Source organism: Pseudogracilibacillus sp. SO30301A, from assembly GCF_037072025.1.
Taxonomy (GTDB): Bacteria; Bacillota; Bacilli; order Bacillales; family Amphibacillaceae; genus Pseudogracilibacillus.
Window position 1 is genome coordinate 40,036 of the sequence record NZ_JAXHDD010000024.1, and the last position, 24,753, is coordinate 64,788.

The window sequence follows — 24,753 nt, forward strand, 5'->3', positions numbered from 1 at the left end:
TCTGTATGCATTTATCCTAGAGAGGAAGTGACTTATGCAATCCGTTCAAATCGAAACCGAGCAACAAGTAGTTGTTAAGAAGCACGCAAGGCTTTTGAAATTTCTTCATGATTGTAAGCATTTTATTATTACGCAAAAAATTGGTTTTGTTTCCATTCTTATTATACTCGTGATGATTGCGATTGCGATATTTGCTCCTGTGATAGCGCCATATGATCCAATCTCGCAAAATCGGGAGGCAATTTTAACAGGGCCAAATGCCGAGCACATCATGGGAACGGACGATTTAGGACGTGACGTCTTTAGTCGGATTGTTTATGGTGCAAGGATTTCAATACTCGTTGGCTTTGGTTCTATTTTGCTAGCAATTGTTATTGGCACCATACTAGGTTTAGTTTCTGGATATTTTGGTGGGATTATCGATATGGTTATTCAACGAATAATGGATGCGATTTTGGCAATTCCAGCATTGATTTTGGCGCTGTTTATTGCTTCGCTTTTAGGCCCAGCGGTACAAAATGTGATTATTGCAATTGTAATTATCTCCATACCGCAATTTGCGAGAATCGTTCGGGGAGAGATGTTGAGAGTAAGGGAAATGAACTTTGTCGAAGCCTCTCGAGCGATTGGAGCTAATCCGTTTCGGATTCTCCTAAAGCATGGACTTCCTAATATGCTTGCTCCGATTATTGTTGTTGCAAGTTTGGGATTTGGTGCTGCGATTATCGCTGAGGCATCATTAAGTTTTTTAGGAATAGGCACGCCACCGCCAAATCCTTCATGGGGATTGATGCTTAGTAATGCAAGTCGTTATATGGAAACAGCACCATGGCTTGTCATTTTTCCCGGTTTGGCACTTGCCCTGCTTGTTTTAGCATTAAATTTATTAGGTGATGCCTTAAGGGACTTTTGGGATCCAAAGCTTTCTTTATGATCGCTTCACAAAGCATAAACAGATTTATCGTTAATTTTATTTACAACGTTGTACATTTAATTAACTTTACTATTGTATAAATTCAAAATAAAATGAAATTTAAGTAATATTAAAAAGATCGAAGAGGAGGGACATATATGAGGTTTGTAACATTTAGAAATCCTCAGGGAGAAATAAGGGCAGGTCTACTGGTAGGGAATGGCGTGATTGACTTACATTTGGCGAGTAATGGGGAAGTGCCTAATAGTATGCTAATGTTTCTGCAAAAGCAGGAGCAATATACGAAAGTGATTAATCGCATGAAGCTGTTAGAAAAGGATGCAAACTTCACACTTGATGAAGTTCAATTACAAGCTCCATTGCCAAACCCGACGAGCTTTAGGGACTATATGGCTTTTGAAAAACATGTCGATAATTCAAGAAAAAAGATCGGTGCGCAAGTGCCCGAGCAGTGGTATACCATTCCTGTATTTTATTTTTCAAATCACCACGTAATGCTTGGTCCAAATGCAGAAGTGAAAGTTCCTAATAAAACAAACAATCTTGATTTCGAGTTAGAAATTGCCTGTGTGATAGGAAAACAAGGTATAAATATAAAAGCGGAGGAGGCGGATGACTATATTTTTGGTTTTACTATATTAAATGACTTTTCAGCTCGTGATTTACAGGGACAAGAAATGTCAGTAGGTTTAGGACCTGCAAAAGGAAAAGACTTTGCGACTGCAATTGGACCTTATATTGTAACGAAGGATGAAATCAAGCAATTTAAAAGTGGTAAAAGCTATGATTTAGAAATGAAAGCAAGCGTAAATGGTAAACGATATACTTCTGGAAATTGGAATGAGATTTATTACAGCTTTGGGGAAATGATTGAACGGGCTTCCGACAGTGTTACCTTGTATCCTGGTGATATCATCGGCTCAGGTACAGTAGGCTGGGGTTGTATCGCAGAATTACCTGAAGATGAACAACGCTGGCTTCAGCCAGATGATGTCGTGGAGCTTGAAGTGCAACAGCTAGGAAAGTTAAAAAATCTAATTGTATAAATCAAAGTGCGATTTTGTTCAATTATTAAGGAAAGAATTGTAGTTGTGACAAAAAAACAGAACGAAAGTTTGTAATTTAATGAAAGCGTTTCCTTTTATGCTGGAAATGATGAATGGGGATATAAAAATATGAGTAGAGATGCATTGCGAATTATTGATTTGAGTGTACCGTTAGATGTTCATTCTAAAGAACCAACACCACCAGAAATAACTTATTATGACCATGAACAAGGAGCGATTGGGGCTGCAGCTGCTTTTGGAGTTGAACCGGAAGATTTTCCTGAGAAAAAAGCATGGGCGTCAGAAATGGTTCGCTTGAGTACACATACAGGTACCCATGTTGATGCTCCGTGGCATTACTGGCCAACTTCTGAAGGGAAACCCGCACGCAAAATTGATGAAATACCATTAGAATGGTTCTACGGAGATGGGGTTGTACTAGATTTTTCCGATAAGCCTACAGGGTATGAAGTTTCATCGAAAGATATTCAAGAAAAGCTAGATGAGATGAACTATCAACTAAAACCTTATGATATTGTCATGATTCGATGTGATGCGGATAAGAAGTTATATGATAAAGACTATGCTATCAGTCATGTTGGTGCTTCAGCTGAAGCAACACGTTGGCTAATCGATCAAGGGATAAAGGTAATGGGGACAGATGGATGGGGATGGGATATTCCATTTAATGTTCAAACGGCTGAATATAAAAAGCATCCTCGCTCAGGGGTATTATGGGCTGCCCATTATGTTGGAAAGGAAAAAGAATATTGTCAAATAGAAAAATTAGCGAATTTAGATGTATTACCGACTTCCCATGGATTTAAAGTTGCAGTATTTCCTATCAAAATTAAAGGTGCAAGCGGTGGATGGGCTCGTCCAGTAGCAATCTTTGAATAGTAACAACGCACGATTTAAAAGGCTGTTTCAAGAATTTATAGGGGGGATAAAATGTTTACATTTAAAAAGGGATTAATTTTTAGTCTGATGCTCTTATTGATTTTGCTGTTTACTGTTGGATGTTCAGAATCAAATGAAAGCTCGAACAATCAGGATAAAAATGATACTGAAGCAGAAGAAAACACAGAAGATGGAGATACAGAGAAAGCTGAAGCTAAAGCGCCTCAAGCAGGCGGGGAAGTGGTAGTTGGTGTGGCGGGAGACTTTATCAATTTAGATCCGATTTTATCTACTAGCGGAGATGACTATCCTTTTGTTTGGGGAATTTACGATACGTTAGTCACCTATAATTCTGACTTAGAAATACAACCTGGTTTGGCGGAGTCATGGGAATTTCCAGATGATACCTCAATTGTTCTTCAGCTAAAGAAAGGTGTAAAGTTTCATGATGGAACGGATTTTGATGCAGAAGCCGTTAAATTTAACATAGAGCGTGCGAACTCAGAGGATTCAGTGATTCCAGACTTAAGACATGTAGAAGAAGTTGAGATCATCGATACGCATACAGTGAAATTGCATTTATCTGTACCAGATGCCTCTATTCTATTAGCCTTGACCGAACGTCCGGGGTTAATTGCTTCCCCTGCTGCAATTGAAAAAGATGGAGAAGAATTTCAGCGGAACCCTGTTGGTACAGGACCATTTAAATTTGTTAGTCATGTTCCCAATGGGGAGCTTGTTTATGAAAAGAACGAAGATTATTGGAAAGAGGAAGAACCATATATTGATAAGCTGATCTTTAAAGTGATGCAGCAGGAAACGACACGTATCAATGCCCTAAAATCAGGTGAAGTTGATATTATTGCAGGAATTTCGCCGTTTAGTGTCGATAGTTTAGAAACAGCGGAGAATATTAAGCTTGAAATGCCAAATTCATCTCATAGAAGTAAAGCAATTGTTTTCAATGCCAGTATGCCACCATTTGATAATTTAAAGTTTAGACAGGCGGTTACCCATGCAATTGATCGGGACATTATTGTGGATACACTTACTAATGGCTATGGAGAACCATTGTATCAGATCTTTCCGAATGACTTTTGGGCGGCCGATCCAGATTTGAAAATTGAATATGATCCTGAAAAAGCAAAACAATTATTAGAAGAATCTGGTGTTGAGGATCCTTCGTTTACGATGCTCATCAGTCAACAAGATTTCTATGAACCCATGTTCACAGATATTATTACCGAGCAGTTAGCTAAGATTGGCATTACCGTAGAAACGGAAACAATGGAAGGAACTGCTGCTTATCAAAAAATGTGGGCCGAGAAAGAATCGCAAGCCATGTCATCAGGGACAGCTGGCAAACCCGATCCGCATTTGTTAATGGAAATCTGGGTCATTGCAGATAGCTTCTTTAATGCTGGAGAACAGACGACCCCAGAATTTGATGAATTAATTGTTGCTGCTAATTCAACCAATGATCAAGCTGAACGAGCAAAACTATATCATGAAATTAATCGGAAGCAAGCCCTAGATGAAGTAGTAAACATTATACCAGTTATGTCCGTTCCAATCATATATGTCTTGAATGACAAGGTTCATGGATTTACAGCAAATGGATTAGGAAAATCAAATTTCAATAGTATTTGGATAGAGGAGTAACCTGCCTTATAACTGATGCACAATTTTTTTAAAAACATCCGCTACGATTGTAGAAAACCAAATTGTTGCTGAAAGGAAGCAGGAAGATGTTTACTAAATATTTATTACGACGACTAATCTATGTGATTCCAACATTGTTAATTACTACCTTTGTCGTATTTTCGCTCATTCTTTTAATTCCAGGCGATCCAGTAGTAGCTTTGCTCGGTGAAAATGCAACTCCTGAAAAAATTGCACAGCTGCAGGAGCAAATGGGATTAAACAAACCGATCATTATTCAATATGGTGATTGGCTTTTAAATGCAGTTCAAGGAGATTTAGGAAGGTCGCTATTTACAGGAGAGCCTGTATTTGACGCAGTAATAGGCAGATTAGGAGTGACACTGCAACTTGTAGTGATATCAACGATTATTTCCGTTAGCTTTGGAATGTTATTTGCTGTTATATCCGTCTATTTTCCAAATAATTTACTAGATTATCTTGCGCGTTTTGTATCAATTGTTGGTGCATCCTTTCCAAACTTTTGGATAGCTATGTTGCTTGTCATACTTTTTAGCTTACATTTGGGCTGGTTCCCATCCACAGGATTTACGAATATTACGGATAATCCAGGAGGTTTTTTAAAAACGGTTATGCTGCCAGCAATCTCCTTAGGGGCGATTGGGATTGCGGTCATTACGCGGCATTTACGTTCTTCTTTATTAGAAGTTATGGAATCAGACTATGTTCGTACTGCATACTCAAAAGGCAATAGCAGATGGAAGGCGATTTTTAGTCATGGGCTACGAAATGCCATGTTACCAGTAGTGACCACGATTGGGATTGGATTTGGCAACGCAATTGGTGGAACCGTTGTAATCGAAACGATCTTTGCTATTCCAGGCGTGGGACAACTGGCTGTCAATGCAATTTTACAAAGGGATTTTATGATTCTTCAAGGTGTCATCTTAATATTAATTATGTTAGTGATTATCATCAATTTCATAACAGATATCATCTATGCCATATTAGATCCGCGCATCGAATATTAAATTAGAACGGGGGTATCGGATGAGCATAAAGGAAGTATTTCATCGATTTAAGCAGGAGCGGATTGCTTTTATAAGTTTTATTTTTTTAGTAATGCTCTCTGTCGTGGCGATATTTGCCCCTTTCATTGTACCGTATGATCCGAATCAACAGGATTTGGTAAATGTATTAGCTAACCCTAGTTTATCGCATTGGCTAGGCACCGATAATTTAGGAAAAGATATTTTTAGTCAAGTTATGATGGGTACGAGAACAGCGATTCAAGCGAGTATTTTTGCTATCCTAATTCCACTTTTTATTGGTGTACCATTAGGTATCATGGCAGGTTATATTGGTGGTCTGGTTGATGATATATTTATGAGAATCATTGATGCAATTATGGCCATCCCAGGAATTCTACTTGCCTTAGGGATAACCGCCGCTTTAGGAATTAGTTTATGGAATGCAATGATTGCGATTGGTATCGTTTCCATTCCACAATTTGCGCGTTTAGCCAGGGGGCAGACTTTACAAATACGAACAGAACCATATGTAGAGGCAGCTAAAATTTCTGGAGCTGGTCCACTTTGGACGATGTATAAACATATTATTCCTAATATTTTGCCTCCCATACTCGTTCAAGCTTCCGTTAACATTAGTTTTGCCGTTTTAACTGAGACGTCACTTAGCTTCTTGGGAATGGGTGCGCAATCTCCACAAATTAGTTGGGGAAGCATGATTGAACAGGCCTATAGTTTGATTAATTTAAATCCGTGGTTAATTGTGTACCCAGGTATTGCCACAGCCTTGACGGTGATGGCAGGGAATTTTGTTGGCGATGGGTTAAGAGTGGCTATTGATCCTAAACTAAAAGGATAGAGTGAAGGTCAGCATATTGTTCATAGATGTTGGAGGGGGCTAAATTGAAAAGGAAAGTAGAGACACAATTATTAGAAGTGAATGATTTACTCGCATTGATTCCAACACCTAAAGGTGAAATCAAACCTGTCAATCACATTTCTTTTTCGATTCATTCAGGGGAAATTGTAGCTTTAGTAGGTGAATCTGGTAGCGGAAAAAGCTTATCTGCTTTATCCATTATGCGATTAAATACACCAGAAGTGAAGTATGGAAAGCAAAGTACGATTGAGTACAATGGGATAAATCTACTCGATTTAAGTGAAAAAAAGATGAGAAAGTTTCGTGGAAATGAGATTTCGATGATATTCCAGGATCCGATGTTTTCTCTTAACCCCGTACATCGAATCGGAAAACAAATTGCAGAAATGATAAAGCTGCATCGCAAAGTGAGTGCTCAAGAAGCAAAGCGTATCGTTTTAGATTTATTAGAAAGGGTAGGTATCCCTGATCCACAAAAAAGAATGCAGCATTATCCGCATCAATTGTCAGGTGGTATGAGACAAAGAGTCATGATTGCAATGGCTCTGGCTTGTCAGCCCAAACTATTAATTGCAGATGAACCTACGACAGCCCTTGATGTTACGATTCAGGCGCAAATATTAAATTTAATTCGTGATCTTCAAAAGGATATGGGTATTTCTGTGTTATTAATCACGCATGACTTAGGAGTAGTGGCGGAAACGGCGGATCGTGTTTTAGTGATGTATTGTGGAAAAATCGTTGAAAAGGGAACGGTCGAAGAAATCTTTGAAAACCCATGGCACCCATATACAAAAGGTTTAATAGCAAGTATACCGGCGTTATCTGGACCATCTAAAGAGCAGTTGGAAACGATTCCTGGAACGGTTCCTAATCCATTGGAGTTACCAAAAGGATGCAATTTTTACGATCGCTGTCCATTTGCAACGGATAAATGTCGTGAACAGGATCCTGTGTTGATTAAAAATGCAGTAGATTCAGATAGACAGGTGGCTTGTTGGTATCCACTTGATAAGAAAGAGGAGATGAATAAATATGCAAAAGCCTCTACTATCCCTAAGTAACGTTAAAAAATATTTTCCAATGGGAAGCGGTTTATTTGGTAAAAGAAATCAATGGGTAAAGGCAGTGGATGGAATTGACCTCGATATTTACCCCGGTGAAACAGTCGGCTTGGTTGGGGAGTCGGGATGTGGGAAGTCTACTGTTGGCAGGATGATAGTCGGTTTAGAGAAACCAACGGAGGGAGAGATATTTTTCCAAGGAGAAAAACTTATCCATCATCGGAAAAATCACAAAGAATTAGGGAAAAATTTGCAAATGGTCTTTCAAGATCCTTATTCTTCATTGAATCCGCGAATGACTGTGACAGATATTATCGAAGAACCACTTATTCTTCATAGAATAGGAACGAAAAAGGAAAGAAGAAAAAAGGTTGATGCATTACTAGAACGCGTCGGGCTGTCTTCTGATTATGGAAATCGTTATGCGAATCAATTTTCAGGTGGACAAAGGCAAAGAATTGGCATTGCCCGTGCGTTAATATTGGATCCTAAATTAATCGTTTGCGATGAACCTATCTCTGCTTTAGATGTATCGATTCAAGCACAAATTTTAAATTTATTAAAGGAAATTCAAAAAGATATGGGATTATCTTATCTGTTTATTGCGCATGGTATTCAAGCTATTAAACATATGAGTGATCGCGTAGCAGTTATGTATCTAGGAAGAATTGCTGAATTATCGGAAACAAATGAATTATTTAATCGACCTTTGCATCCGTATACGAAAGCATTATTATCTGCAGTGCCGGAACCAAAGCGGAGAGAGCGTGAGCGGATTTTATTAAAAGGGGATTTACCGAGTTCAACAAATCCTCCCAAAGGATGTCGTTTCCATACACGTTGTCCAGTAGCAATGGAGAAATGTAAAGAAATAGAACCGCGGTTAGTCTCTACTTCGGAACAAGGTTTAACAGCGTGTTTATTATATGAAGATAAAACAGCTGCTAATCTATAGCATCGAAAATTATATAAAAAAGGGGATTCGTTAATGACAGAAGTTGTTATTGTTTCAGCCGTTCGTACACCAATTGCTAAACAAAAAGGTGCCTTAAAAGATTTAGATCCATCCATTTACGGTGGTCTTGTTATTCAAGAGGCCGTAAGACGAGCCAAAATAGAAGGAGAAGAAGTAGATGATGTCATTTTTGGAAATTGTCTGGCTGGGGGAGGAAATATGGCTAGACTGGCACTGCTTGAAGCAGGTTTGCCTGTCAGTGTGCCCGGTCTAACGATAGATAGGCAGTGTGGATCGGGAATCAATGCAGTTGCACTAGCAGCAGAGCAAATTATTTCAGGAGGAATTGATATCGCTGTTGCTGGCGGTACAGATAGTATGACAAGAGTTCCTTATTTAATGGAAGCGGCGTCAACAGCGTACAGTTTAATTCCACCTAAGTTTATAAGAAGACCACTTGCACCAAAAAGCATTGGTGATCCACCAATGGGAATCACGGCAGAAAATCTAGTTGAACAATATGGAATTTCAAGAGAGGAGCAAGATGAATTTGCTTACAGGAGTCAGCAAAGAATGGCTAAAGCCGTGGAACAAGGACGCTTTGATGAGCAAATTCTGCCGATGTACTTACAAGGAAAAAAAGGAGAAAAAATCATTTTTGATAAGGATGAACATCCACGGCCAGATACAACTGTTGAAGTATTGTCAACGTTAAATCCAGCGTTTAAAAAGGATGGAACGGTTACGGCAGGAAACGCCTCTGGAATAAATGATGGGGCAAGCGCACTTGTTTTAATGAACAGTAAAGAAGCAGAAAAAAGAGGTTTAGAGCCTTTGGCAATCGTAAGAGATGCTGCAGTTGCAGGTGTTGACCCAAATATTATGGGGATTGGTCCTGTACCTGCGACAAGAAAGATATTAAAAAGAAACGGTATGTCCCTTGAAGATATCGACTTAATAGAAATTAATGAGGCATTTGCTGCCCAAGTTCTAGCCTGTGATCGTGAGTTGCATTTTGATATGGATAAAGTAAATGTAAATGGTGGTGCTATTGCACATGGTCACCCTATAGCCGCTACAGGCGGGATGTTAATTGCAAAATTAATTTACGAGATGAAGCGTCGCAATGTAAAATGCGGACTTGTTACGGCTTGTTGTGGGGGCGGTCAGGGGATTTCCTTAATTATTGAACGCTAAAATATGGATATTGGAAGGAGAGGGAAGCAATGAATATAGAGGAATTAAAAAATATAACAGTTGTAGGTTCAGGCGCAATGGGGTCACAAATTGCAATGGTTTGTGCATTGGCTGGCTATCACGTTACATTACAAGATATTAATCATGATAGTTTGGAAAAAGCAAAAAATGCTTTAAAAGGGCATATGGAGAATCGAATTAAAAAAGGGCGACTCTCACAAGATGAAGTTAATGCTGCATTTGACCGTTTGCAATTTGAAACAAATTTAGAAACGGCTGTAAAAGAGACGGACTTTGTGATTGAAGCGATTATCGAATTATTAGATGAAAAAAGAAAGCTGTTCACACAGCTCGATCAACTCGTATCTGACCACGTTATATTAGCAACAAATAGTTCAACTTTTGCTAGTTCCCGATTAGCATACGCCACCAATCGTCCAGAAAAAATATGCAATATGCATTTCTTTAACCCAGCGTTAGTAATGGAGCTAGTTGAAGTTGTACAAGGTCCGCATACCTCTGAAGCAACAGCAAAAATAACAGTTGATTTAGTAGAGCGGATTAATAAAACACCAATCTTATTAAAAAAAGAAATAGATGGGTTTGTCGCCAATCGAATTTTGGCTGCACTTACGAATGAAGCAATTTCTTTATATGAGAAAGGCGTTGCTTCGATTGAGGAAATTGACTTAGCTTGCACAAAGGCTTTAAATCATCCAATCGGACCTTTTGCGCTGCTTGATTTAACGGGAATTGATATTAGTTATTATGCTGGCATGCAGCTTTATCAAAAGACACAGAATGAAGCGGATAAACCCGCAAAAACAATCATAGATAAATTTGAAAAAGGTGAATTAGGCAGAAAAACAGGTAAAGGTTTTTACGTATATAGCTAGTTTGACCGTAGATGAATGGTTTGTATTTGTCATAGTGGTTGGGAGGGTAGACAAAGGTGCAAGAATATATTCGTGATTTGGAAAAACGAAAAGAGGCAGCATTGCAGTTGGGCGGAGAGGCGAAAATAAAACAGCATCAGCAGGCGGGATTTTATACTGCAAGAGAACGCATCGACAAACTCGTTGATAAGGATAGCTTTATGGAATTTGGAAAACTCAATCATGCAGAAAATCCCGAGATTGCTCATAAAAGTCCTGCCGATGGAACAATTGCTGGATTAGCCAAAATTAATCAACGTCCAGTAGTTGTTCAGGCAATTGATAAAACAGTGCTTGCCGGGACGGGAGCAGCTGTAAATGGTAGGAAATCACATTTGATTACTAATTTTGCTGTGAAGCGTGGTTTGCCCATTTTTAATCTTGATGAAGGTGGCGGATTGCGTATGCCGGATGGGATGGGCTCAGATGGGATTAGCAGTAAAATGATGTCGATGAATTTATTAAAGCATGGTAGGCAAGTACCAATAATAACGGCAATCTTAGGAGATAGTTACGGTAGTCCAACGTGGAAGGCAGTTACGTCAGATTTTGCAGTTCAATTAAAGGGCACCTGTCTTGCGGTTTCTGGTCCTCGTATGTTAGAGGTTGCTACGGGAGAAAAGGTTAGTCCAGAAGAATTGGGCGGATGGAAACTTCATGCGAAGACGACTGGACAAACGGATCAACACGGAGAGGATGAAGCACAGTGCTTTGATTTGATGAAAACCTTTTTTCAATATATGCCATCCCAAGCGGATGAAGAGCCACCATACAAGGAAACAACTGACGACCCGTATCGTATCCTCCAAGAAGTGATGGAAATTGTGCCAACGAAGAGAAATAGAGCGTACGACATGAAAAAATTAATCCATGTCATTGTTGATAAAGATTCATTTTTCGAAATGAAACCGCTTTATGGTGAAGCCTTAATTACTGGTTTTGCAAGATTAAATGGAAGAGTGGTTGGAATTATTGCCAATCAGCCGATGAAATATGCTGGAGCAGCTGGACCACAGGAATGTTTGAAAGCTACCGATTTTATTTGTCTATGTGATTCTTATCATATCCCGCTTATTTTCCTTCATGATATCCCAGGTTTTCGTGTCGGAAGTACTGCAGAAAAAGCAGCCATGCCAACGAAAATTATGGTTTGGAATCAGGCACTAGCTTGGTCGACAGTACCTAAGATTTCTGTCGTCATTCGAAAAAGCATAGGGGCTGCATACAGTAATATGTGCGGTCCGAATATGGGAGCCGATTTTGTTGTTGCTTGGCCAACTGCAGAAATTAATTTTACAGGTCCGGAAGTTGGGATAAATGTCGTGTATGGAAGAGAGTTAATGGAAGTAGAAAATCCGGAAGAAGAAAGGAAAAAATTACTTGATCTTTGGGAGTTTGATAGCTCTCCTTATAAAGCAGCTGGAAAGCATTTAATTGATGATGTGATTGATCCTAGAGATACAAGAAAATTTTTATGTCGATCTTTGGATTATGCTTGTTCCCAAAAAGGAACGAAAAGTCAACGCTTATTAGCAAACTGGCCGACTGGCTTTTGAATATTTGCGTTACAGAATTTATTTCATGAGGGGTGAGAAAGATTAGTGCAAAAGCAATTTGGTATCCTACGGAGGAGTCAAAAGAGGCATCATCGCTTTATCAATGGATAAAAGAACTTGGATTTAACAGTTACGATGAGTTGTATGAAGCTTCGATTCGAGATATTTCATGGTTTTGGGGTGAAGCAGAAAAACGCTCTGCAATCGAATGGTTCGAACCGTATCATCAAGTGGTTGATTTAAGTAAAGGAAAAGCATGGCCATCGTGGTTTGTCGGTGGAAAATTAAATTTAGCATACAACTGTTTAGATCGTTGGCTTAAAAATCCTGAAATTGCCAATCAGCCAGCCCTAATCTATGAGTGTGAAGATTTTCATGTCGAGCAATACACATTTCAGGAATTAAATGATTGGGTTAATGAAGTAGCGAATGGGTTAAAGAAACATAGTATCTCAAAAGGAGATAGAGTCGCTATTCATATGCCGATGATTCCCGAGGTAACTGTGGCGGTATTAGCAATTATTAAGTTGGGTGCAATTTTTGTTCCAAGCTTTTCTGGTTTTGGCTCAAATCCGATTGCCCAAAGATTAGAGAGTGCGCAGGCAAAAATGCTTATCACGGTTGATGGATTCTTAAGAGCGGGGAAAACAATACCAGTGAAAGAGGAAGCAGATGAGGCAGTTTCCATGGTTTCCTGTGTGGAAAAGGTAGTTGTAGTAAAGCGAATGAAGCGGGATATTCCGTGGAAGGAAGGACGAGATTTAGATTGGAGTAAGCTTGAAACTGGTATCAAGGATTTTGCTGCAGAGCCAATGGATAGCATGGATCCGTTTATGATTGTGTTTACTTCTGGGACAACAGGAAAACCAAAAGGAACCGTTCATACGCATGGACCCTATACCGTGAAGGGAGTTTTTAGTAATGGGGAGAAAGTACAGGCAGGAGGGGTTAACTTTTGGGTAACAGATATGGGCTGGATTATGGGACCCTCCCATGTATTTGGCAGCCTACTAAATGCGACCTCGATGGTGCTTTATGAAGGCTCCCCTACTCATCCAAAGGTAGATCGTTTATGGGAATTGATTGCCAAACATCAAGTGACTTCTTTGGGTATCGCTCCTACTTTAATCCGTTCATTAATGCAGTATGGTATAGATCCTGTAAGAAAACATAATATTTCAAGTTTACGTGTCATTATGGCAACTGGAGAGCCCTGGAATCCAGAACCATGGAACTGGTTGTTTGACAAGGTAGGAAATAAACAGATTCCCATTATAAATTTTTCCGGTGGAACGGAAACGGGTGGCGTTATCTTAACGAATACACCGCTTAAGCCAATAGCGCCAGGAAATTTTAACGCTCGTGGTCTAGGAATGGATGCAGCAGTATATAATTCATCCGGTGAGCCAGTCGTAAATGAAGTTGGTGAGCTTGTATTAAGACAACCGTGGTTAGGAATGACGCATGGATTTTGGCAGGATCCGGAACGTTATGAAGAAACCTATTGGAGTAAGTGGAAGGATACATGGGCACATGGTGACGCAGCGATTCAGGATGATGCAGGTTTCTGGGCCATTACAGGTCGATCGGATAATACGTTAAATGTTGCTGGAAAGCGTATGGGACCTGCAGAAATGGAGTCGATTATTACCGATCATCCTGCCGTTTTGGAATCGGCAGTAATTGGAGTTCCTGATGCATTGAAAGGAGAAGTGCCTGTTTGCTTTGTCGCACTGAATCAAGGATATTTACCTGCATATGAACTGATGAATGAGCTAATGGAGCTAGTAACGAAGCGATTAGGAAGGGCTTTACGTCCTAAGGCAATTCATGCAGTAGCCGAACTACCAAAAACAAAAAATGGAAAAATCATCCACCACGCCATTCGCAATGCATATTTAAAGAAAAAGCTCGGGGATTTAAGCGCATTGGACAATCCAGAAAGTATAGAAGAGATAAAAAAGATCCTTCCATCTTCTGAATCAGTTAAGAAATGAGCAATTGGTATATAAATGCCATCTATCTAGCTTTTATAATTTTTGTGAGAGGATAGAGAAGCATGCTTAAAGGACAGATGAAATTCGCGATTCGAATTTTTTGTATATTCGCCATGTTGGAATAAGCCGGAAGAAACGAAGCAGTCATTAAAAGATGGCTGGCTGTATACAGGCGATATCGGCATGATTGATAAATCAGGTTATCTTTATTATTTAGGACGGAGAAAAGAAATGATAAAAGTGAAAGGCATGAGTGTCTTTCCGTCAGAAATTGAGGCTATTATTGGTCATCATTCTGGCGTTATAGGATGTGGTGTTATTGGAATTCCCGATGAAGAAAGAGGAGAACGACCAATCGCATTTGTCCAATTAGATGCAGCCAGTCGAGGACAATTAACAGAGAAGGAATTGCAGCAATGGTGCGAAAGGCAAATGGCTATATATAAAGCACCACTGATAAAATTTATCGATAAACTTCCTTTGACTACAACGGGTAAGGTCAAAAAGCAAGCTTTACAAGCATTACTATAGGCTTTTGTCGGAATGTAGGTGGTATAAAAGATATAGCTCACATCATAAAATGCATAATGACGAGGGTTAGTGATGTCCATCGTGATTTGAAAAAAAATGAATAAAAGAGGATGTTCAAAAAGTCCGGTAAAAAATGACACTTCGAATTTCTTCGTTGGCTTGCTTTTTAGTATGCTCACGTATCAATTGTATACATTCCGCTACTCAAAGCTGCGCCACCTCGAACTTCGATGCACAGGACGTGCTAGTGTTGGTGTTGCAACAGGACGTTGTGACGTTAGCCGACCTCGCTCCTTTTTATCCTCCTTTTTGAATACGCATTAAAAGGAAGGAGTTTTTTGTATGGAAAGACCTTGGTTAAAACATGTTGCGAAAGGGAATCCAGCTGAAATTGACATTCCTGAGATCTCATTACCCGAATTATTACGTGCATCCGTTGACAAATATGCAGATAAGACGGCTCTCACTTTTTTTGAAAAAACATATTCGTATACCCAGTTGGCAAAGGTTATAGAACATGTTGCTAGTTCATTAGAAAACCTTGGAGTGAATAAAGGGGATAGAATAGCAGTCATGCTCCCAAATTGCCCCCAATATGTCATTAGTTATTTTGCAATAATGCAATGTGGGGCAACAGTTGTACAGGTTAACCCAATGTATCAAGCAGCAGAATTATTACATGTATTAAAGGACTCACAATCGAAAATTCTTATTGTACTTGATTCGTTACTTCCGATAGTGAAACAAATAGGGAAAGAGACGAGTTTAACAACCGTTATCCCTGTATCGTTTGAGAGTGATTGTACATTTAATGATTTATTCGTGGCTACTGGTTTACCAGTTCCGACTATAGACATCGATCCAAAGGAAGATGTTGCAGTTTTGCAATATACAGGTGGAACGACTGGGCGTTCCAAAGGAGCTATGTTAACCCATTATAATATTGTTGCAAACACACTACAAAGCTATGCAACGTCGGTAAGTGAAACGAAATTGGGAGAAGAACGACTATTAGCAATTTCTCCGTTATTTCATGTTTATGGTATGACGAGTTGTATGAATATGTCTATCTATATTGGTGGAAATTTAATCTTAGTTCCGAAATTTGCAGTTGACCAGACAGTGCAAATCATTGAACGAACAAAACCTACTATTTTTCCAGGCGTTCCGACAATGTTCATTGCTCTATTGAATTATTATAGAGAGAAAAAGTTTGATCTGAGTAGCTTGCGGACATGTACAAGTGGCTCTGCACCTCTACCGGTTGAAGTCATGCACCAATTTAATCAGACGAGTGGCACAAAAGTGGCAGAGGGCTATGGTTTATCAGAAGCGTCCCCTGTTACACATCGAAATCCAATTAATGGACTTCAAAAATCAGGAAGTATTGGCATTCCAATTCCAAATACGGATGCATTGATTGTCGATATTGCTACTGGAGAAGAATTATTGCCAATTGGTGAAGTAGGTGAGCTAATCGTCAAAGGGCCACAAATCATGAAAGGGTATTGGCAAATGCCTGAGGAAACGGAGCAAGTCATCCGCAACGGTTGGCTTTATACAGGGGATCTTGCCAAAATGGATGAAGATGGATTTTTTTACATTGTAGGGAGAAAAAAGGAGTTAATCATTGCTAGTGGATTTAATGTTTATCCTATTGAAATTGAAGATGTCATTTATCAGCACCCAAACGTGTTGGAGGCAGCAGTAGTTGGTATCCCCGATGCATATCGAGGAGAAACGATTAAAGCATTTGTTGTTTTAAAAGAAGGAGCAGAACTTACTGAAGAAGACTTAATTTCATTTTGCCGGCAACGCTTAGCAACATACAAAGTGCCCACAACGGTGGCATTTGTAGATACATTACCAAAAACATCCGTTGGGAAGATATTAAAGCGTTTATTGAAAGAGCAATCGGTAGATTATCCCGCTAAATAAGTTGTATTTACCATCTAAACGAAAAATAGAAGGAGAGAATGTTATGTATTTGCGACTAACGGACGAGCAAAAAATGGTCCAAGAAACGATTCGAAAATTTGTTGAAAAGGAATTACTTCCCCTTGAAAATGAAGTACTTCGAAATGAGAGGGAAGGAATAGAGGGTTTATCGCGAGAAAAACAAGAGGAGCTCCAATTAAAAGCGAAGGAAGCAGGATTTTGGGGAATTAATACACCGGAGGAATATGGAGGTGCCAATCTTGGACAAATGATGCGGGCAATCGTTTCTATAGAAGTAGCAAAAACCTTTGTCCCGTTTGATTTTGGTGGTTCAGCAGATAATATTCTCTACTATGGAGATGAAAGGCAGAAGGAAGAATATTTAATCCCAACGATAAACGGAGAGAAAAAATCTTGCTTCGCCATGACAGAGCCGGATGCTGGATCAGATACTAGAAATATTAAAATGACAGCCGTTAAGGATGGAAATGAATGGGTACTAAATGGGGAGAAGACATTTATTACAGGAGGAAATGAAGCAGATTTTGTCATGGTTATTGCCATTACCGATAAGAAATTACATCAACAATCGAAGGGTCGTACTGGTGTGACCTGCTTTATCGTAGACCGTGAGATGGGGTGGAAGTCTGAATATATCCACACGATGGGGGAATGGGGACCGGCAAGTTTAATTTTTGAGAATGTACACGTTCCAGAAGAGAATATTTTAGGTGAATTACATGGCGGGTATAATCTCGGACTTGAATGGATTGGTTTTGCTAGATGGATTGTTGGAGCGCGTGCAGTTGGTACGGCAGAGCGATTATTACAAATGGCAATCGACTATGCAAAAGAACGCGAAACTTTTGGTCGCCCAATTGCAGAAAGACAAGCCATTCAATGGCAAATTGCTGATTCCGCTGTTGAAATCGAAGCAGCTAGGTGGCTCGTGTTAAACGCTGCCTTTACGCTTGATCAAGGAGAAGACAATCGTCACTTAGCATCCATGGCAAAACTGTATGGATCCAATATGGGAAATAGAGTAGTCGACCGTGTTTTACAAATTCATGGTGGAATGGGCTATACGAAGGAGTTACCGATTGAACGCTGGTACCGTGAAGCAAGGTTATGGCGGATTTATGATGGGACGGATGAAATTCAGCGCTGGATAATATCTCGTAATCTACTAAAAGGTAATGTAAAAATAGGACAATTTATTTAGGAGGAGATAGTTGTGACAGGAAGATTTACTGATAGAGTAGCTTTTATCACTGGAGGAAGTCGCGGAATTGGCAGAGGAATTGCCGAAGCTTTTGCTGAAGAAGGAGCAAAAGTTGCAATCATTGATATTAATGAAACAGCATTACAGGACACGGAAGCGGCATTTAACGAAAAAGGGTATACGCTTTTTGCTAAACAGGCGGATGTTACGAATGCTTCTGATATTGAAGCGGCTATGGAAGAAGTGGTCGATCAATTTGGTTCACTCGATATCTTAGTGAATAATGCGGGAATCATTCGTGATAATCTGTTGTTTAAAATGACGGATCATGGTTGGGAGCAAGTAATGAATGTACATTTGAAGGGAGCTTTCTATGCTTCGCGAGCGGCTCAAAAGTATATGGTTGAGCAAAAATATGGCCGCATTATCAATCTATCGTCTACATCTGCTCTAGGGAATCGTGGTCAAGCTAATTACGCTACGGCAAAAGCAGGATTACAAGGTTTTACAAAAACATTAGCGATTGAACTTGGCAAGTTTGGGATCACCGTCAATGCGGTTGCACCTGGATTTATTGAAACCGAGATGACCAAAGCAACAGCAGCAAGAATAGGTGTCCCTTTCGAAGATTTTGTGAAAGCAAATATCGAACATATTCCTGTAAGAAGAAGTGGAAAACCTGCTGATATTGCCAATGCAATAACTTTCTTTGCTGATGAAAAGTCATCATTTGTCAATGGACAAGTTATTTATGTTGCGGGAGGACCAAGAAATTAGAGGGGAGTAAGGATAATATGTATCGTGCATTCATTGGAGAAAGGTCAGAGCGGGTAAAAAATACGATAGAAAGAGGTGCTGTAAAACAATTCGCACTTTCAATTGGTGATGCGCACCCGATTTTCATTGATGAAGCGTACGGGAAACGATCAAGATATGGCAGAAATATAGCACCGTCAACCTTTCCGAGGGTACTTGAATACGGTGCGATTGCAGGACTAAAACTTCCGGAAAAAGGACTAATCCATGGGGAACAAATTTACCATTATCAGCGCCCGTTATTCGTAGGGGAAGAATTATATTGCTATACAAAAGTAACAGATTATTACGAGAGAATGGGGAAGAGCGGTTTGATGGGCTTTCTTGTGGTAGAAAGATTTGGTGAAGATACTTCGGGCGAATTGATTTTTACAGAAAAAGCCGTGACGATTATAACGGAAGCGGTAAGGAAGGCGATGAAAGGATGAGTACATTACGTACGCTATGCCAAGGAGAGTTGTTACAAGAGGTAACACTAGAAGCGGTATCTCGTCTTGATTTAATAAAATATGCTGGAGCGTCTAAAGATTTTAATCCCATCCATACGATTGATGAGGAAGCAGTCAATGCAGGTTTACCGGGAATTATCGCCCACGGCATGTGGACAATGGGGAATTTAGCTAAACTGTTTACTCCTTTCCACGAAGAGGGATTCATTCAGGACTATTCCATTCGGTTTTCTGGAATGGTGTTTTTAAATGATGTGATTACACTTCAGGCAATTGTAGAAGAAGTCACGGATACGTATTTGGATTTTCGAGTGATGGCTGTGAACCAACATGGAAAAGAAGTAATTAAAGGAAATGTACGTTTTGCCATCTATGAATAAATGTGCTCAATTATACAAGGAGGTAGGATGGAATGCATGTAAAGGAACTATTCGATCTTAGTGGAAAAACAGCAGTCGTCACAGGAGGTGGACGTGGTTTAGGGGAACAAATCGCAGAAGGTTTCGCTGAAGCAGGGGCGAATGTGGTCGTTTGTTCAAGAAAGGTGGAAAATTGTAGAGAGGTCAGTGAGAAATTAAGAAAAATTGGTGTAAAGTCACTTGCTTTTAAATGTGATGTCACAAATCGTGATGATATAGAAAGTGTGGTAAATAAGACGGTGGAGGAATTTGGACGTATCGATATTCTTGTGAACAATAGTGGTGCGACATGGGGAGCCCCTGTTGATGAGATGCCGTTGGAAGCTTTTCAAAAGGTATTAAATGTTAATGTGATTGGAACATTTTTAATGTCCCAGGCAGTCGGAAAAGTGATGACGAAGCAAGAATACGGCAAGATTATTAATATTGCTTCTGTTGCAGGATTAAAAGGATCGAACCCAGAATATATGGATACAATCGGCTATAACACGAGTAAAGGTGGGGTCATATCTTTTACAAGGGATTTGGCAGTGAAATGGGGTCCTAGAGGCATTTATGTCAACGCGATTGCCCCGGGATTCTTTCCAACGAAGATGACGAAAGTATTACTGGAAGAGGGCGGGGAGAAAATTCTTCAAGCTACACCACTACGAAAATTTGGTTCGGAAAATGACATCAAAGGTGTTGCGTTATTTTTAGCTGCCTCTGCATCAGACTATATTACAGGGGAAACAATTGTCGTTGATGGAGGCTCACTTGCCATGTAAGGGGAAATTGAATTTTTCTTATTAACGACTTGGATGTAAAAGGTAAAATGGGAGGATTAGGTACGGATGATGACTCATGAAGTTGAAATATATGTTCGATTTTGCGAAACAGATGCGCTTGGACATGTGAATAATATAAGTCATTTTTTATACTTTGAAGAGGCTCGGACTAAATTTTTCACAGAAGTTTTTCCTGAAAAAGATGATCGTTTCAATTTTATCATTGCTTCAATTAAATGTGATTATATCAAGCAAGCATATGCAGGTCAGATATTAAAAGTTAAAACAGAAATTAAAAAAATTGGAAATACAAGTTTTACATTATGTCATCGACTGACAACGAAAGATATGGGAATAACGATTGCAACGGCTGAAGCTGTGATTGTTTGTTTTCACTATCAAGAACAAAAGTCCATCCCTATCCCACAGGAATTACGAACAAATCTAGAAAAATATCAACATGCAATTCCGAAAACGTAAATTGCTTAACGGATGAGAAGAATGTTTGATTGTACAATTAAAAATTACCGATGAAGGAAGGTATTGTAAGTGAGAGCTGCTCAAATTGTTGCGTTCAAGAAGCCGTTAAGAATTGGAGAGGTACCTGACCCTACACCAGGTCCTTATGATGTTGTCGTAAAGGTGGAGGCAAGCGGTATTTGCCGTAGTGATTGGCATGCATGGATGGGTGACTTCTCATGGATAGGTATAGCACCGGAATTACCGATTATACCAGGTCATGAAATGGGTGGAGTTGTTGCGGCAATCGGGAAAGAGGTTAAAAATTTTCGCCCAGGGGATAGGGTAACAACCCCTTTTCATGAAGGATGTTCTCATTGTTCTTATTGTGTAAGCGGGCAATCAAATCGTTGCGAACATACGCAGGTTTATGGCCTTACTAAAGATGGTGCTTACGCAGAATATATCAATATTCCCAATGGCGATTTTAACTTAGTTCATCTACCTGATGAAGTGGATGCACTTATTGCCGCTGCAATTGGTTGTCGCTATATGACCGGTTTTCATGGGGTGGTTCGGAGCCAATTACAGCCAGGTAATTGGCTTGTCATTCATGGAGCTGGTGGAGTGGGCTTATCAGCGATTCAAGTAGGAACCGCAGTTGGTGCTCAAGTTATTGCGGTTGATGTGGAGGATAGAAAACTAGCAATGGCAAAAAAAGAGGGAGCACTTGTGACGGTAAATGCTCGGAAAGAAAATGTCGCTGAAGCTGTCCAAGAAATTACAAAGGGCGGTGCCCATGCATCAATTGATGCACTTGGTATTAAGGAAACCATTCTAAATTCTATCTTGTCATTAAAAAAAGGTGGACGCCATGTGCAAATTGGTCTGACTACGAGTCAGGAAGCTGGCAGTGTGGATATTCCCATTGATTTAGTAACGATGAAGGAGTTAGAAGTCGTTGGCAGTTTTGGCAACCCACGTACAGATTATGATGGATTACTAAATTTGATTGCCCGAGGAAAGTTAAATCCCAAATCTTTGATTGAAAGAGAGGTTTCTCTAGAGGATGTGTCGGATATCTACCGTGATATGGAAAATTATAAAACCTATGGATTTAATATAATAACAAGATTAGGAAAAGGATAAAACAATTATAATTATTCTTTCCCTTGAGGTGAAATGCAGAATATGAGTTAATAAAGGTGTCGGATCGATAGACTCTTATGAAAGGAGGCTGATAATATTGATCACGAATAGAGAGGTGATTTCCGCATAGCGGGAATCACTGTATGGAACCGTTCATGCTGCGGTCCCATTTAATTATGAAAAGAATTTGGAAAATTTGCATCTTACATTAAAGAGAAAAATTGTTTATACGTAAATTTGTATTTAATGAAATTAAATGTTAATATATCCTGACTTTTGCAGTTGAAACGGAGAAAAACAGCCTTGAACCCTTATGATTGCTGGGTTTTCGGCTGTTTTTGTTTGTCAAAAAGATATAGTGTAAATCACCCTTTTTTAACCACCCCTAAAATTTTTTTAATTTCTCCTAATGGCATGCATTTTTTCCCCAAATCGATTCCTAATTTCTTCTCGATATCGGCCAGCTCTTCATCATAATGATCAAACAGATAATAATTTATCTGTATATGGCTGCAGGAAGCCTTTCTAAGGCTATCAAGCACGGCGATAACTGAATAGTTCGAAACTGCCGAAGATGTACATGGCTTAAAGGAAACAAATGAGGAGTTAACTAAACGGGTTTTATCCGAACAAAACCGCGTGATCCTTGATTTTGATTCATCAGTAAATACGGTCTATGGAAATCAGGAAGGCGCTGAGGTTGGTTATAATTCGACTAATCCTGGAAAGAAGAGCATGCATCCCCTTTACGTTTTTGAAGGCTCTAGCCGTTTATGCTTAAATGCAAAGCTAAGAAACGGAAAGGCATATACATCTGATGGCATGATCGAAGCCGCAGAGGAAGCCTTGAAGCATGTCTGTTCTACAGCCTCTATCATGGCGAGATTTGACAAAGGATTTCCAAATGAGAAACATTTACTGTATTTTGAAGAGTATTGTGACCCGGATACAGGTTTCCCAAAGGAAATATTGTATGTTGGAAAGCTGAAGCTGTGATCAAGTTTCAGGAGATAATTTTTATGCAAATTTCGCTGACTTATGGCTCAAAATGATCGCCTACAACATTCACATTTTATTTTGCAAAGAGGTATGCCCGCCAGCGTATTCTTCCAACACGATAGAAAGAAAGGTAAATGCCATTCTTTTGGTCTAGGTACAGACTTTCTTAATTCTTGATAATTTGTTTAATTATAGAATTTGATAATTTTATTTTTATAATTGGTATCCTTTCTAAAGTGGTTAAATATTGAATAGTGTAATAAGTTTTATTTATAAATTATAATTCTAATTATACCAAATATATTAATATCTGCTATGTCTCAATAATAGGGATGTTATATGACCAATATCTTGATGCCTTTGCATTTAATTTTAATTAATAAATATTGATAAACCTATATCCCCCAGGGTTTATCTGTTTGAGTTAAGGAGCCATATAAAATGATTAGTCCAATTTAAAAACCCTCATTTTTATACGCAAAAAAGTTTAATTTGGGGGATATAAAAATGAATAAAAACTTTTCACTATTACTAACGGGACAGTCACTTGCAAATATTGGTGATGTCCTCTATATGGTAGGTATTATTAGTGCGATTTTTGGTTTAACAGGATCTGCCACAGTAGTGTCTTTTGTACCATTTACTATAACAACATCAATGTTTGTGTCCAATTTATTAACACCTTTATTGATTGAAAGAGTGAACTTGAAATGGTTATTGGCAGGTTCACAATTAGGAAAAACAATCCTGATAGTTGTATTAGGATTATTATTAACCGGATTGTCGGGAACAAACTATTATTTGATATTCCTTATAATATCTGGTGTTGCATTGCTCGACGGATGCGCTAACCCAATAATGCATTCAATGATACCGCAATATGTGAATTCGGATAAGCTAGTACAAGCAAATGGAATAGCAGAAACAGTATTACAACTTATCCAAACAGTTATGTGGTTTGTAGGGAGTTTGTTTTTGGTACTGACGAGTCCACAACAAATTGTTTGGGTCGTTAGTATTCTGTTTGTAGTATCAAGTGTTTTGTTATGTTTCCTTGAAAGTGTTGACCAACAGGAAGAAGAAGCACAGAAAGGCAAATTAGATCAGATTAAAAAGGGGTGGAACGACTTATTATCTACCCCTGTATTACGAAATATAGCGGTAATAGAGATATTAGAAACCATAGCCGGAACCGTTTGGATTGCTGCTATTTTATATGTGTTTGTCAATGAGACACTACAAGTTGGCGAAGAGTGGTGGGGTTTTATTAATGGCTCCTTCTTTTTAGGGTTAATAGTCGGAAGTATATATTGTATCAAATATTCTACTGTGGTGGAGAAATATCTAAGTAAACTAATTTTAATTAGTTCCTTATTTAGTTTTGTGGTGACAATTCTGTTCGGCGTAACCAGCGTTCCAATTATAGCTTTACTACTTTCCCTTGGAATTGGAATTTCTGAACAAATAAGGGCAATTCCTTTGCAAACAATAATCCAGACCAGTATTTCAAAGAAAAAATTAACTACAGTTTATACATCCTTAGGAGCTGTATCAACAGGTGTATTCGGAGTGGCATCTCTTGTTATGGGAATATTGGCTGACTTGGTTGGAGTTAGAAGTGTTTTTCTGATATCAGGAGTGATGCTTGCTATCGTTACCGTGATTGTATATAGAAATAAACATTTGTTTGTTCGAAATATAGTGGAGTAAAACGTAATAGTGTGGGTTTCAGAATTATTGCAAGCCCACACTTTTAACAATTTCCATCTCTTTGAGAGTTTCCCACTTGTCTTTCTCTTCTTGGGTAAGAGTGCAATAATTCCTTGAATGAATTTTCATCATATCCCTCC

The 24,753-nt window shown here is 39.1% G+C and carries 22 protein-coding genes and 2 pseudogenes; 23 read left to right on the forward strand and 1 reads right to left on the reverse strand.

Going from position 1 to position 24,753, the window contains the following annotated elements; translation table 11 throughout:
- Positions 1-34 precede the first annotated feature (34 nt).
- The 21 genes from SPD89_RS12700 (at position 35) to SPD89_RS12800 (ending at position 21,904) form a co-directional block, all read left to right on the forward strand.
- Complete coding sequence (locus SPD89_RS12700; protein ID WP_336262322.1) at positions 35-934, forward strand: ABC transporter permease; 900 nt, start codon at positions 35-37, stop codon at positions 932-934.
- A 137-nt stretch (positions 935-1,071) separates the two neighbouring features.
- Positions 1,072-1,980: a fumarylacetoacetate hydrolase family protein gene (locus SPD89_RS12705; protein WP_336262323.1), complete on the forward strand. Its 909-nt coding sequence runs from the start codon at positions 1,072-1,074 to the stop codon at positions 1,978-1,980.
- Between the two features lie 129 nt (positions 1,981-2,109).
- On the forward strand, positions 2,110-2,880 hold the full coding sequence (locus SPD89_RS12710; RefSeq protein ID WP_336262324.1) for a cyclase family protein: 771 nt from the start codon (positions 2,110-2,112) through the stop codon (positions 2,878-2,880).
- A gap of 51 nt (positions 2,881-2,931) precedes the next feature.
- Positions 2,932-4,542: an ABC transporter substrate-binding protein gene (locus tag SPD89_RS12715; protein ID WP_336262325.1), complete on the forward strand. Its 1,611-nt coding sequence runs from the start codon at positions 2,932-2,934 to the stop codon at positions 4,540-4,542.
- An 86-nt stretch (positions 4,543-4,628) separates the two neighbouring features.
- Complete coding sequence (locus SPD89_RS12720) at positions 4,629-5,573, forward strand: ABC transporter permease (protein WP_336262326.1); 945 nt, start codon at positions 4,629-4,631, stop codon at positions 5,571-5,573.
- A gap of 19 nt (positions 5,574-5,592) precedes the next feature.
- On the forward strand, positions 5,593-6,429 hold the full coding sequence (locus tag SPD89_RS12725; RefSeq protein ID WP_336262327.1) for an ABC transporter permease: 837 nt from the start codon (positions 5,593-5,595) through the stop codon (positions 6,427-6,429).
- Positions 6,430-6,473: 44 nt separating this feature from the next.
- Entirely contained in the window at positions 6,474-7,514 is a 1,041-nt protein-coding gene (locus tag SPD89_RS12730; protein WP_336262328.1) for an ABC transporter ATP-binding protein, read from the forward strand.
- Positions 7,486-8,469: an ABC transporter ATP-binding protein gene (locus SPD89_RS12735; RefSeq protein WP_336262329.1), complete on the forward strand. Its 984-nt coding sequence runs from the start codon at positions 7,486-7,488 to the stop codon at positions 8,467-8,469. The genes SPD89_RS12730 and SPD89_RS12735 overlap by 29 nt, the downstream gene beginning before the upstream one ends.
- A gap of 33 nt (positions 8,470-8,502) precedes the next feature.
- Positions 8,503-9,666, forward strand: coding sequence for a thiolase family protein (locus SPD89_RS12740; RefSeq protein ID WP_336262330.1), 1,164 nt, complete (start codon positions 8,503-8,505; stop codon positions 9,664-9,666).
- A gap of 29 nt (positions 9,667-9,695) precedes the next feature.
- A complete protein-coding gene (locus SPD89_RS12745; RefSeq protein ID WP_336262331.1) occupies positions 9,696-10,562 on the forward strand; it encodes a 3-hydroxyacyl-CoA dehydrogenase family protein in 867 nt (288 codons plus the stop codon).
- Between the two features lie 56 nt (positions 10,563-10,618).
- The gene (locus SPD89_RS12750) at positions 10,619-12,157 is read left to right on the forward strand and encodes an acyl-CoA carboxylase subunit beta (RefSeq protein ID WP_336262332.1); all 1,539 of its coding nucleotides are present in this window, start codon (positions 10,619-10,621) and stop codon (positions 12,155-12,157) included.
- A gap of 32 nt (positions 12,158-12,189) precedes the next feature.
- On the forward strand, positions 12,190-14,154 hold the full coding sequence (locus SPD89_RS12755) for an AMP-binding protein (RefSeq protein ID WP_336262333.1): 1,965 nt from the start codon (positions 12,190-12,192) through the stop codon (positions 14,152-14,154).
- A 183-nt stretch (positions 14,155-14,337) separates the two neighbouring features.
- Positions 14,338-14,685: an AMP-binding enzyme gene (locus SPD89_RS12760; RefSeq protein ID WP_336262334.1), complete on the forward strand. Its 348-nt coding sequence runs from the start codon at positions 14,338-14,340 to the stop codon at positions 14,683-14,685.
- Between the two features lie 342 nt (positions 14,686-15,027).
- Positions 15,028-16,623, forward strand: a complete 1,596-nt coding sequence (locus SPD89_RS12765) for a long-chain-fatty-acid--CoA ligase (protein WP_336262335.1) — start codon at positions 15,028-15,030, stop codon at positions 16,621-16,623.
- 43 nt (positions 16,624-16,666) lie between these two features.
- A complete protein-coding gene (locus SPD89_RS12770) occupies positions 16,667-17,845 on the forward strand; it encodes an acyl-CoA dehydrogenase family protein (RefSeq protein WP_336262336.1) in 1,179 nt (392 codons plus the stop codon).
- A 12-nt stretch (positions 17,846-17,857) separates the two neighbouring features.
- Positions 17,858-18,622 (forward strand): 3-oxoacyl-ACP reductase FabG, encoded by a 765-nt coding sequence (gene fabG / locus SPD89_RS12775; protein ID WP_336262337.1) that lies wholly within the window; start codon positions 17,858-17,860, stop codon positions 18,620-18,622.
- 17 nt (positions 18,623-18,639) lie between these two features.
- Complete coding sequence (locus SPD89_RS12780; protein ID WP_336262338.1) at positions 18,640-19,089, forward strand: MaoC family dehydratase N-terminal domain-containing protein; 450 nt, start codon at positions 18,640-18,642, stop codon at positions 19,087-19,089.
- Positions 19,086-19,490, forward strand: a complete 405-nt coding sequence (locus SPD89_RS12785; protein ID WP_336262339.1) for a MaoC/PaaZ C-terminal domain-containing protein — start codon at positions 19,086-19,088, stop codon at positions 19,488-19,490. The genes SPD89_RS12780 and SPD89_RS12785 overlap by 4 nt, the downstream gene beginning before the upstream one ends.
- Positions 19,491-19,522: 32 nt before the next feature.
- Positions 19,523-20,296, forward strand: a complete 774-nt coding sequence (locus tag SPD89_RS12790) for an SDR family oxidoreductase (protein WP_336262340.1) — start codon at positions 19,523-19,525, stop codon at positions 20,294-20,296.
- A 66-nt stretch (positions 20,297-20,362) separates the two neighbouring features.
- Positions 20,363-20,776 carry an acyl-CoA thioesterase gene (locus SPD89_RS12795; RefSeq protein ID WP_336262341.1) on the forward strand — a complete coding sequence of 138 codons (414 nt, stop codon included), beginning with the start codon at positions 20,363-20,365 and terminating at the stop codon, positions 20,774-20,776.
- Between the two features lie 69 nt (positions 20,777-20,845).
- Positions 20,846-21,904, forward strand: a complete 1,059-nt coding sequence (locus tag SPD89_RS12800) for a zinc-dependent alcohol dehydrogenase family protein (RefSeq protein WP_336262342.1) — start codon at positions 20,846-20,848, stop codon at positions 21,902-21,904.
- Between the two features lie 365 nt (positions 21,905-22,269).
- On the opposite strand, the pseudogene SPD89_RS23080 reads toward SPD89_RS12800, so the two are convergent.
- Positions 22,270-22,461, reverse strand: a pseudogene (locus tag SPD89_RS23080) (IS1634 family transposase); the annotation flags it as partial.
- A 28-nt stretch (positions 22,462-22,489) separates the two neighbouring features.
- Between SPD89_RS23080 and SPD89_RS12805 the strand changes: the two are divergent.
- Together SPD89_RS12805 and SPD89_RS12810 are read left to right on the forward strand one after the other, a co-directional pair.
- Positions 22,490-22,900 (forward strand): annotated as a pseudogene (locus SPD89_RS12805) (transposase); the annotation flags it as partial.
- Positions 22,901-23,410: 510 nt separating this feature from the next.
- The gene (locus SPD89_RS12810; RefSeq protein ID WP_336262343.1) at positions 23,411-24,613 is read left to right on the forward strand and encodes an MFS transporter; all 1,203 of its coding nucleotides are present in this window, start codon (positions 23,411-23,413) and stop codon (positions 24,611-24,613) included.
- Positions 24,614-24,753: the final 140 nt, after the last annotated feature.

What these genes read in the sequence shown, in the direction of transcription:
- SPD89_RS12700 (WP_336262322.1), top strand. Translation starts at nt 35, where the DNA reads ATGCAATCCGTTCAAATCGAAACCGAGCAACAAGTAGTTGTTAAGAAG.
- SPD89_RS12705 (WP_336262323.1), top strand. Translation starts at nt 1,072, where the DNA reads ATGAGGTTTGTAACATTTAGAAATCCTCAGGGAGAAATAAGGGCAGGT.
- SPD89_RS12710 (WP_336262324.1), top strand. Translation starts at nt 2,110, where the DNA reads ATGAGTAGAGATGCATTGCGAATTATTGATTTGAGTGTACCGTTAGAT.
- SPD89_RS12715 (WP_336262325.1), top strand. Translation starts at nt 2,932, where the DNA reads ATGTTTACATTTAAAAAGGGATTAATTTTTAGTCTGATGCTCTTATTG.
- SPD89_RS12720 (WP_336262326.1), top strand. Translation starts at nt 4,629, where the DNA reads ATGTTTACTAAATATTTATTACGACGACTAATCTATGTGATTCCAACA.
- SPD89_RS12725 (WP_336262327.1), top strand. Translation starts at nt 5,593, where the DNA reads ATGAGCATAAAGGAAGTATTTCATCGATTTAAGCAGGAGCGGATTGCT.
- SPD89_RS12735 (WP_336262329.1), top strand. Translation starts at nt 7,486, where the DNA reads ATGCAAAAGCCTCTACTATCCCTAAGTAACGTTAAAAAATATTTTCCA.
- SPD89_RS12740 (WP_336262330.1), top strand. Translation starts at nt 8,503, where the DNA reads ATGACAGAAGTTGTTATTGTTTCAGCCGTTCGTACACCAATTGCTAAA.
- SPD89_RS12745 (WP_336262331.1), top strand. Translation starts at nt 9,696, where the DNA reads ATGAATATAGAGGAATTAAAAAATATAACAGTTGTAGGTTCAGGCGCA.
- SPD89_RS12760 (WP_336262334.1), top strand. Translation starts at nt 14,338, where the DNA reads ATGATTGATAAATCAGGTTATCTTTATTATTTAGGACGGAGAAAAGAA.
- SPD89_RS12765 (WP_336262335.1), top strand. Translation starts at nt 15,028, where the DNA reads ATGGAAAGACCTTGGTTAAAACATGTTGCGAAAGGGAATCCAGCTGAA.
- SPD89_RS12770 (WP_336262336.1), top strand. Translation starts at nt 16,667, where the DNA reads ATGTATTTGCGACTAACGGACGAGCAAAAAATGGTCCAAGAAACGATT.
- SPD89_RS12780 (WP_336262338.1), top strand. Translation starts at nt 18,640, where the DNA reads ATGTATCGTGCATTCATTGGAGAAAGGTCAGAGCGGGTAAAAAATACG.
- SPD89_RS12785 (WP_336262339.1), top strand. Translation starts at nt 19,086, where the DNA reads ATGAGTACATTACGTACGCTATGCCAAGGAGAGTTGTTACAAGAGGTA.
- SPD89_RS12790 (WP_336262340.1), top strand. Translation starts at nt 19,523, where the DNA reads ATGCATGTAAAGGAACTATTCGATCTTAGTGGAAAAACAGCAGTCGTC.
- SPD89_RS12795 (WP_336262341.1), top strand. Translation starts at nt 20,363, where the DNA reads ATGATGACTCATGAAGTTGAAATATATGTTCGATTTTGCGAAACAGAT.
- SPD89_RS12810 (WP_336262343.1), top strand. Translation starts at nt 23,411, where the DNA reads ATGAATAAAAACTTTTCACTATTACTAACGGGACAGTCACTTGCAAAT.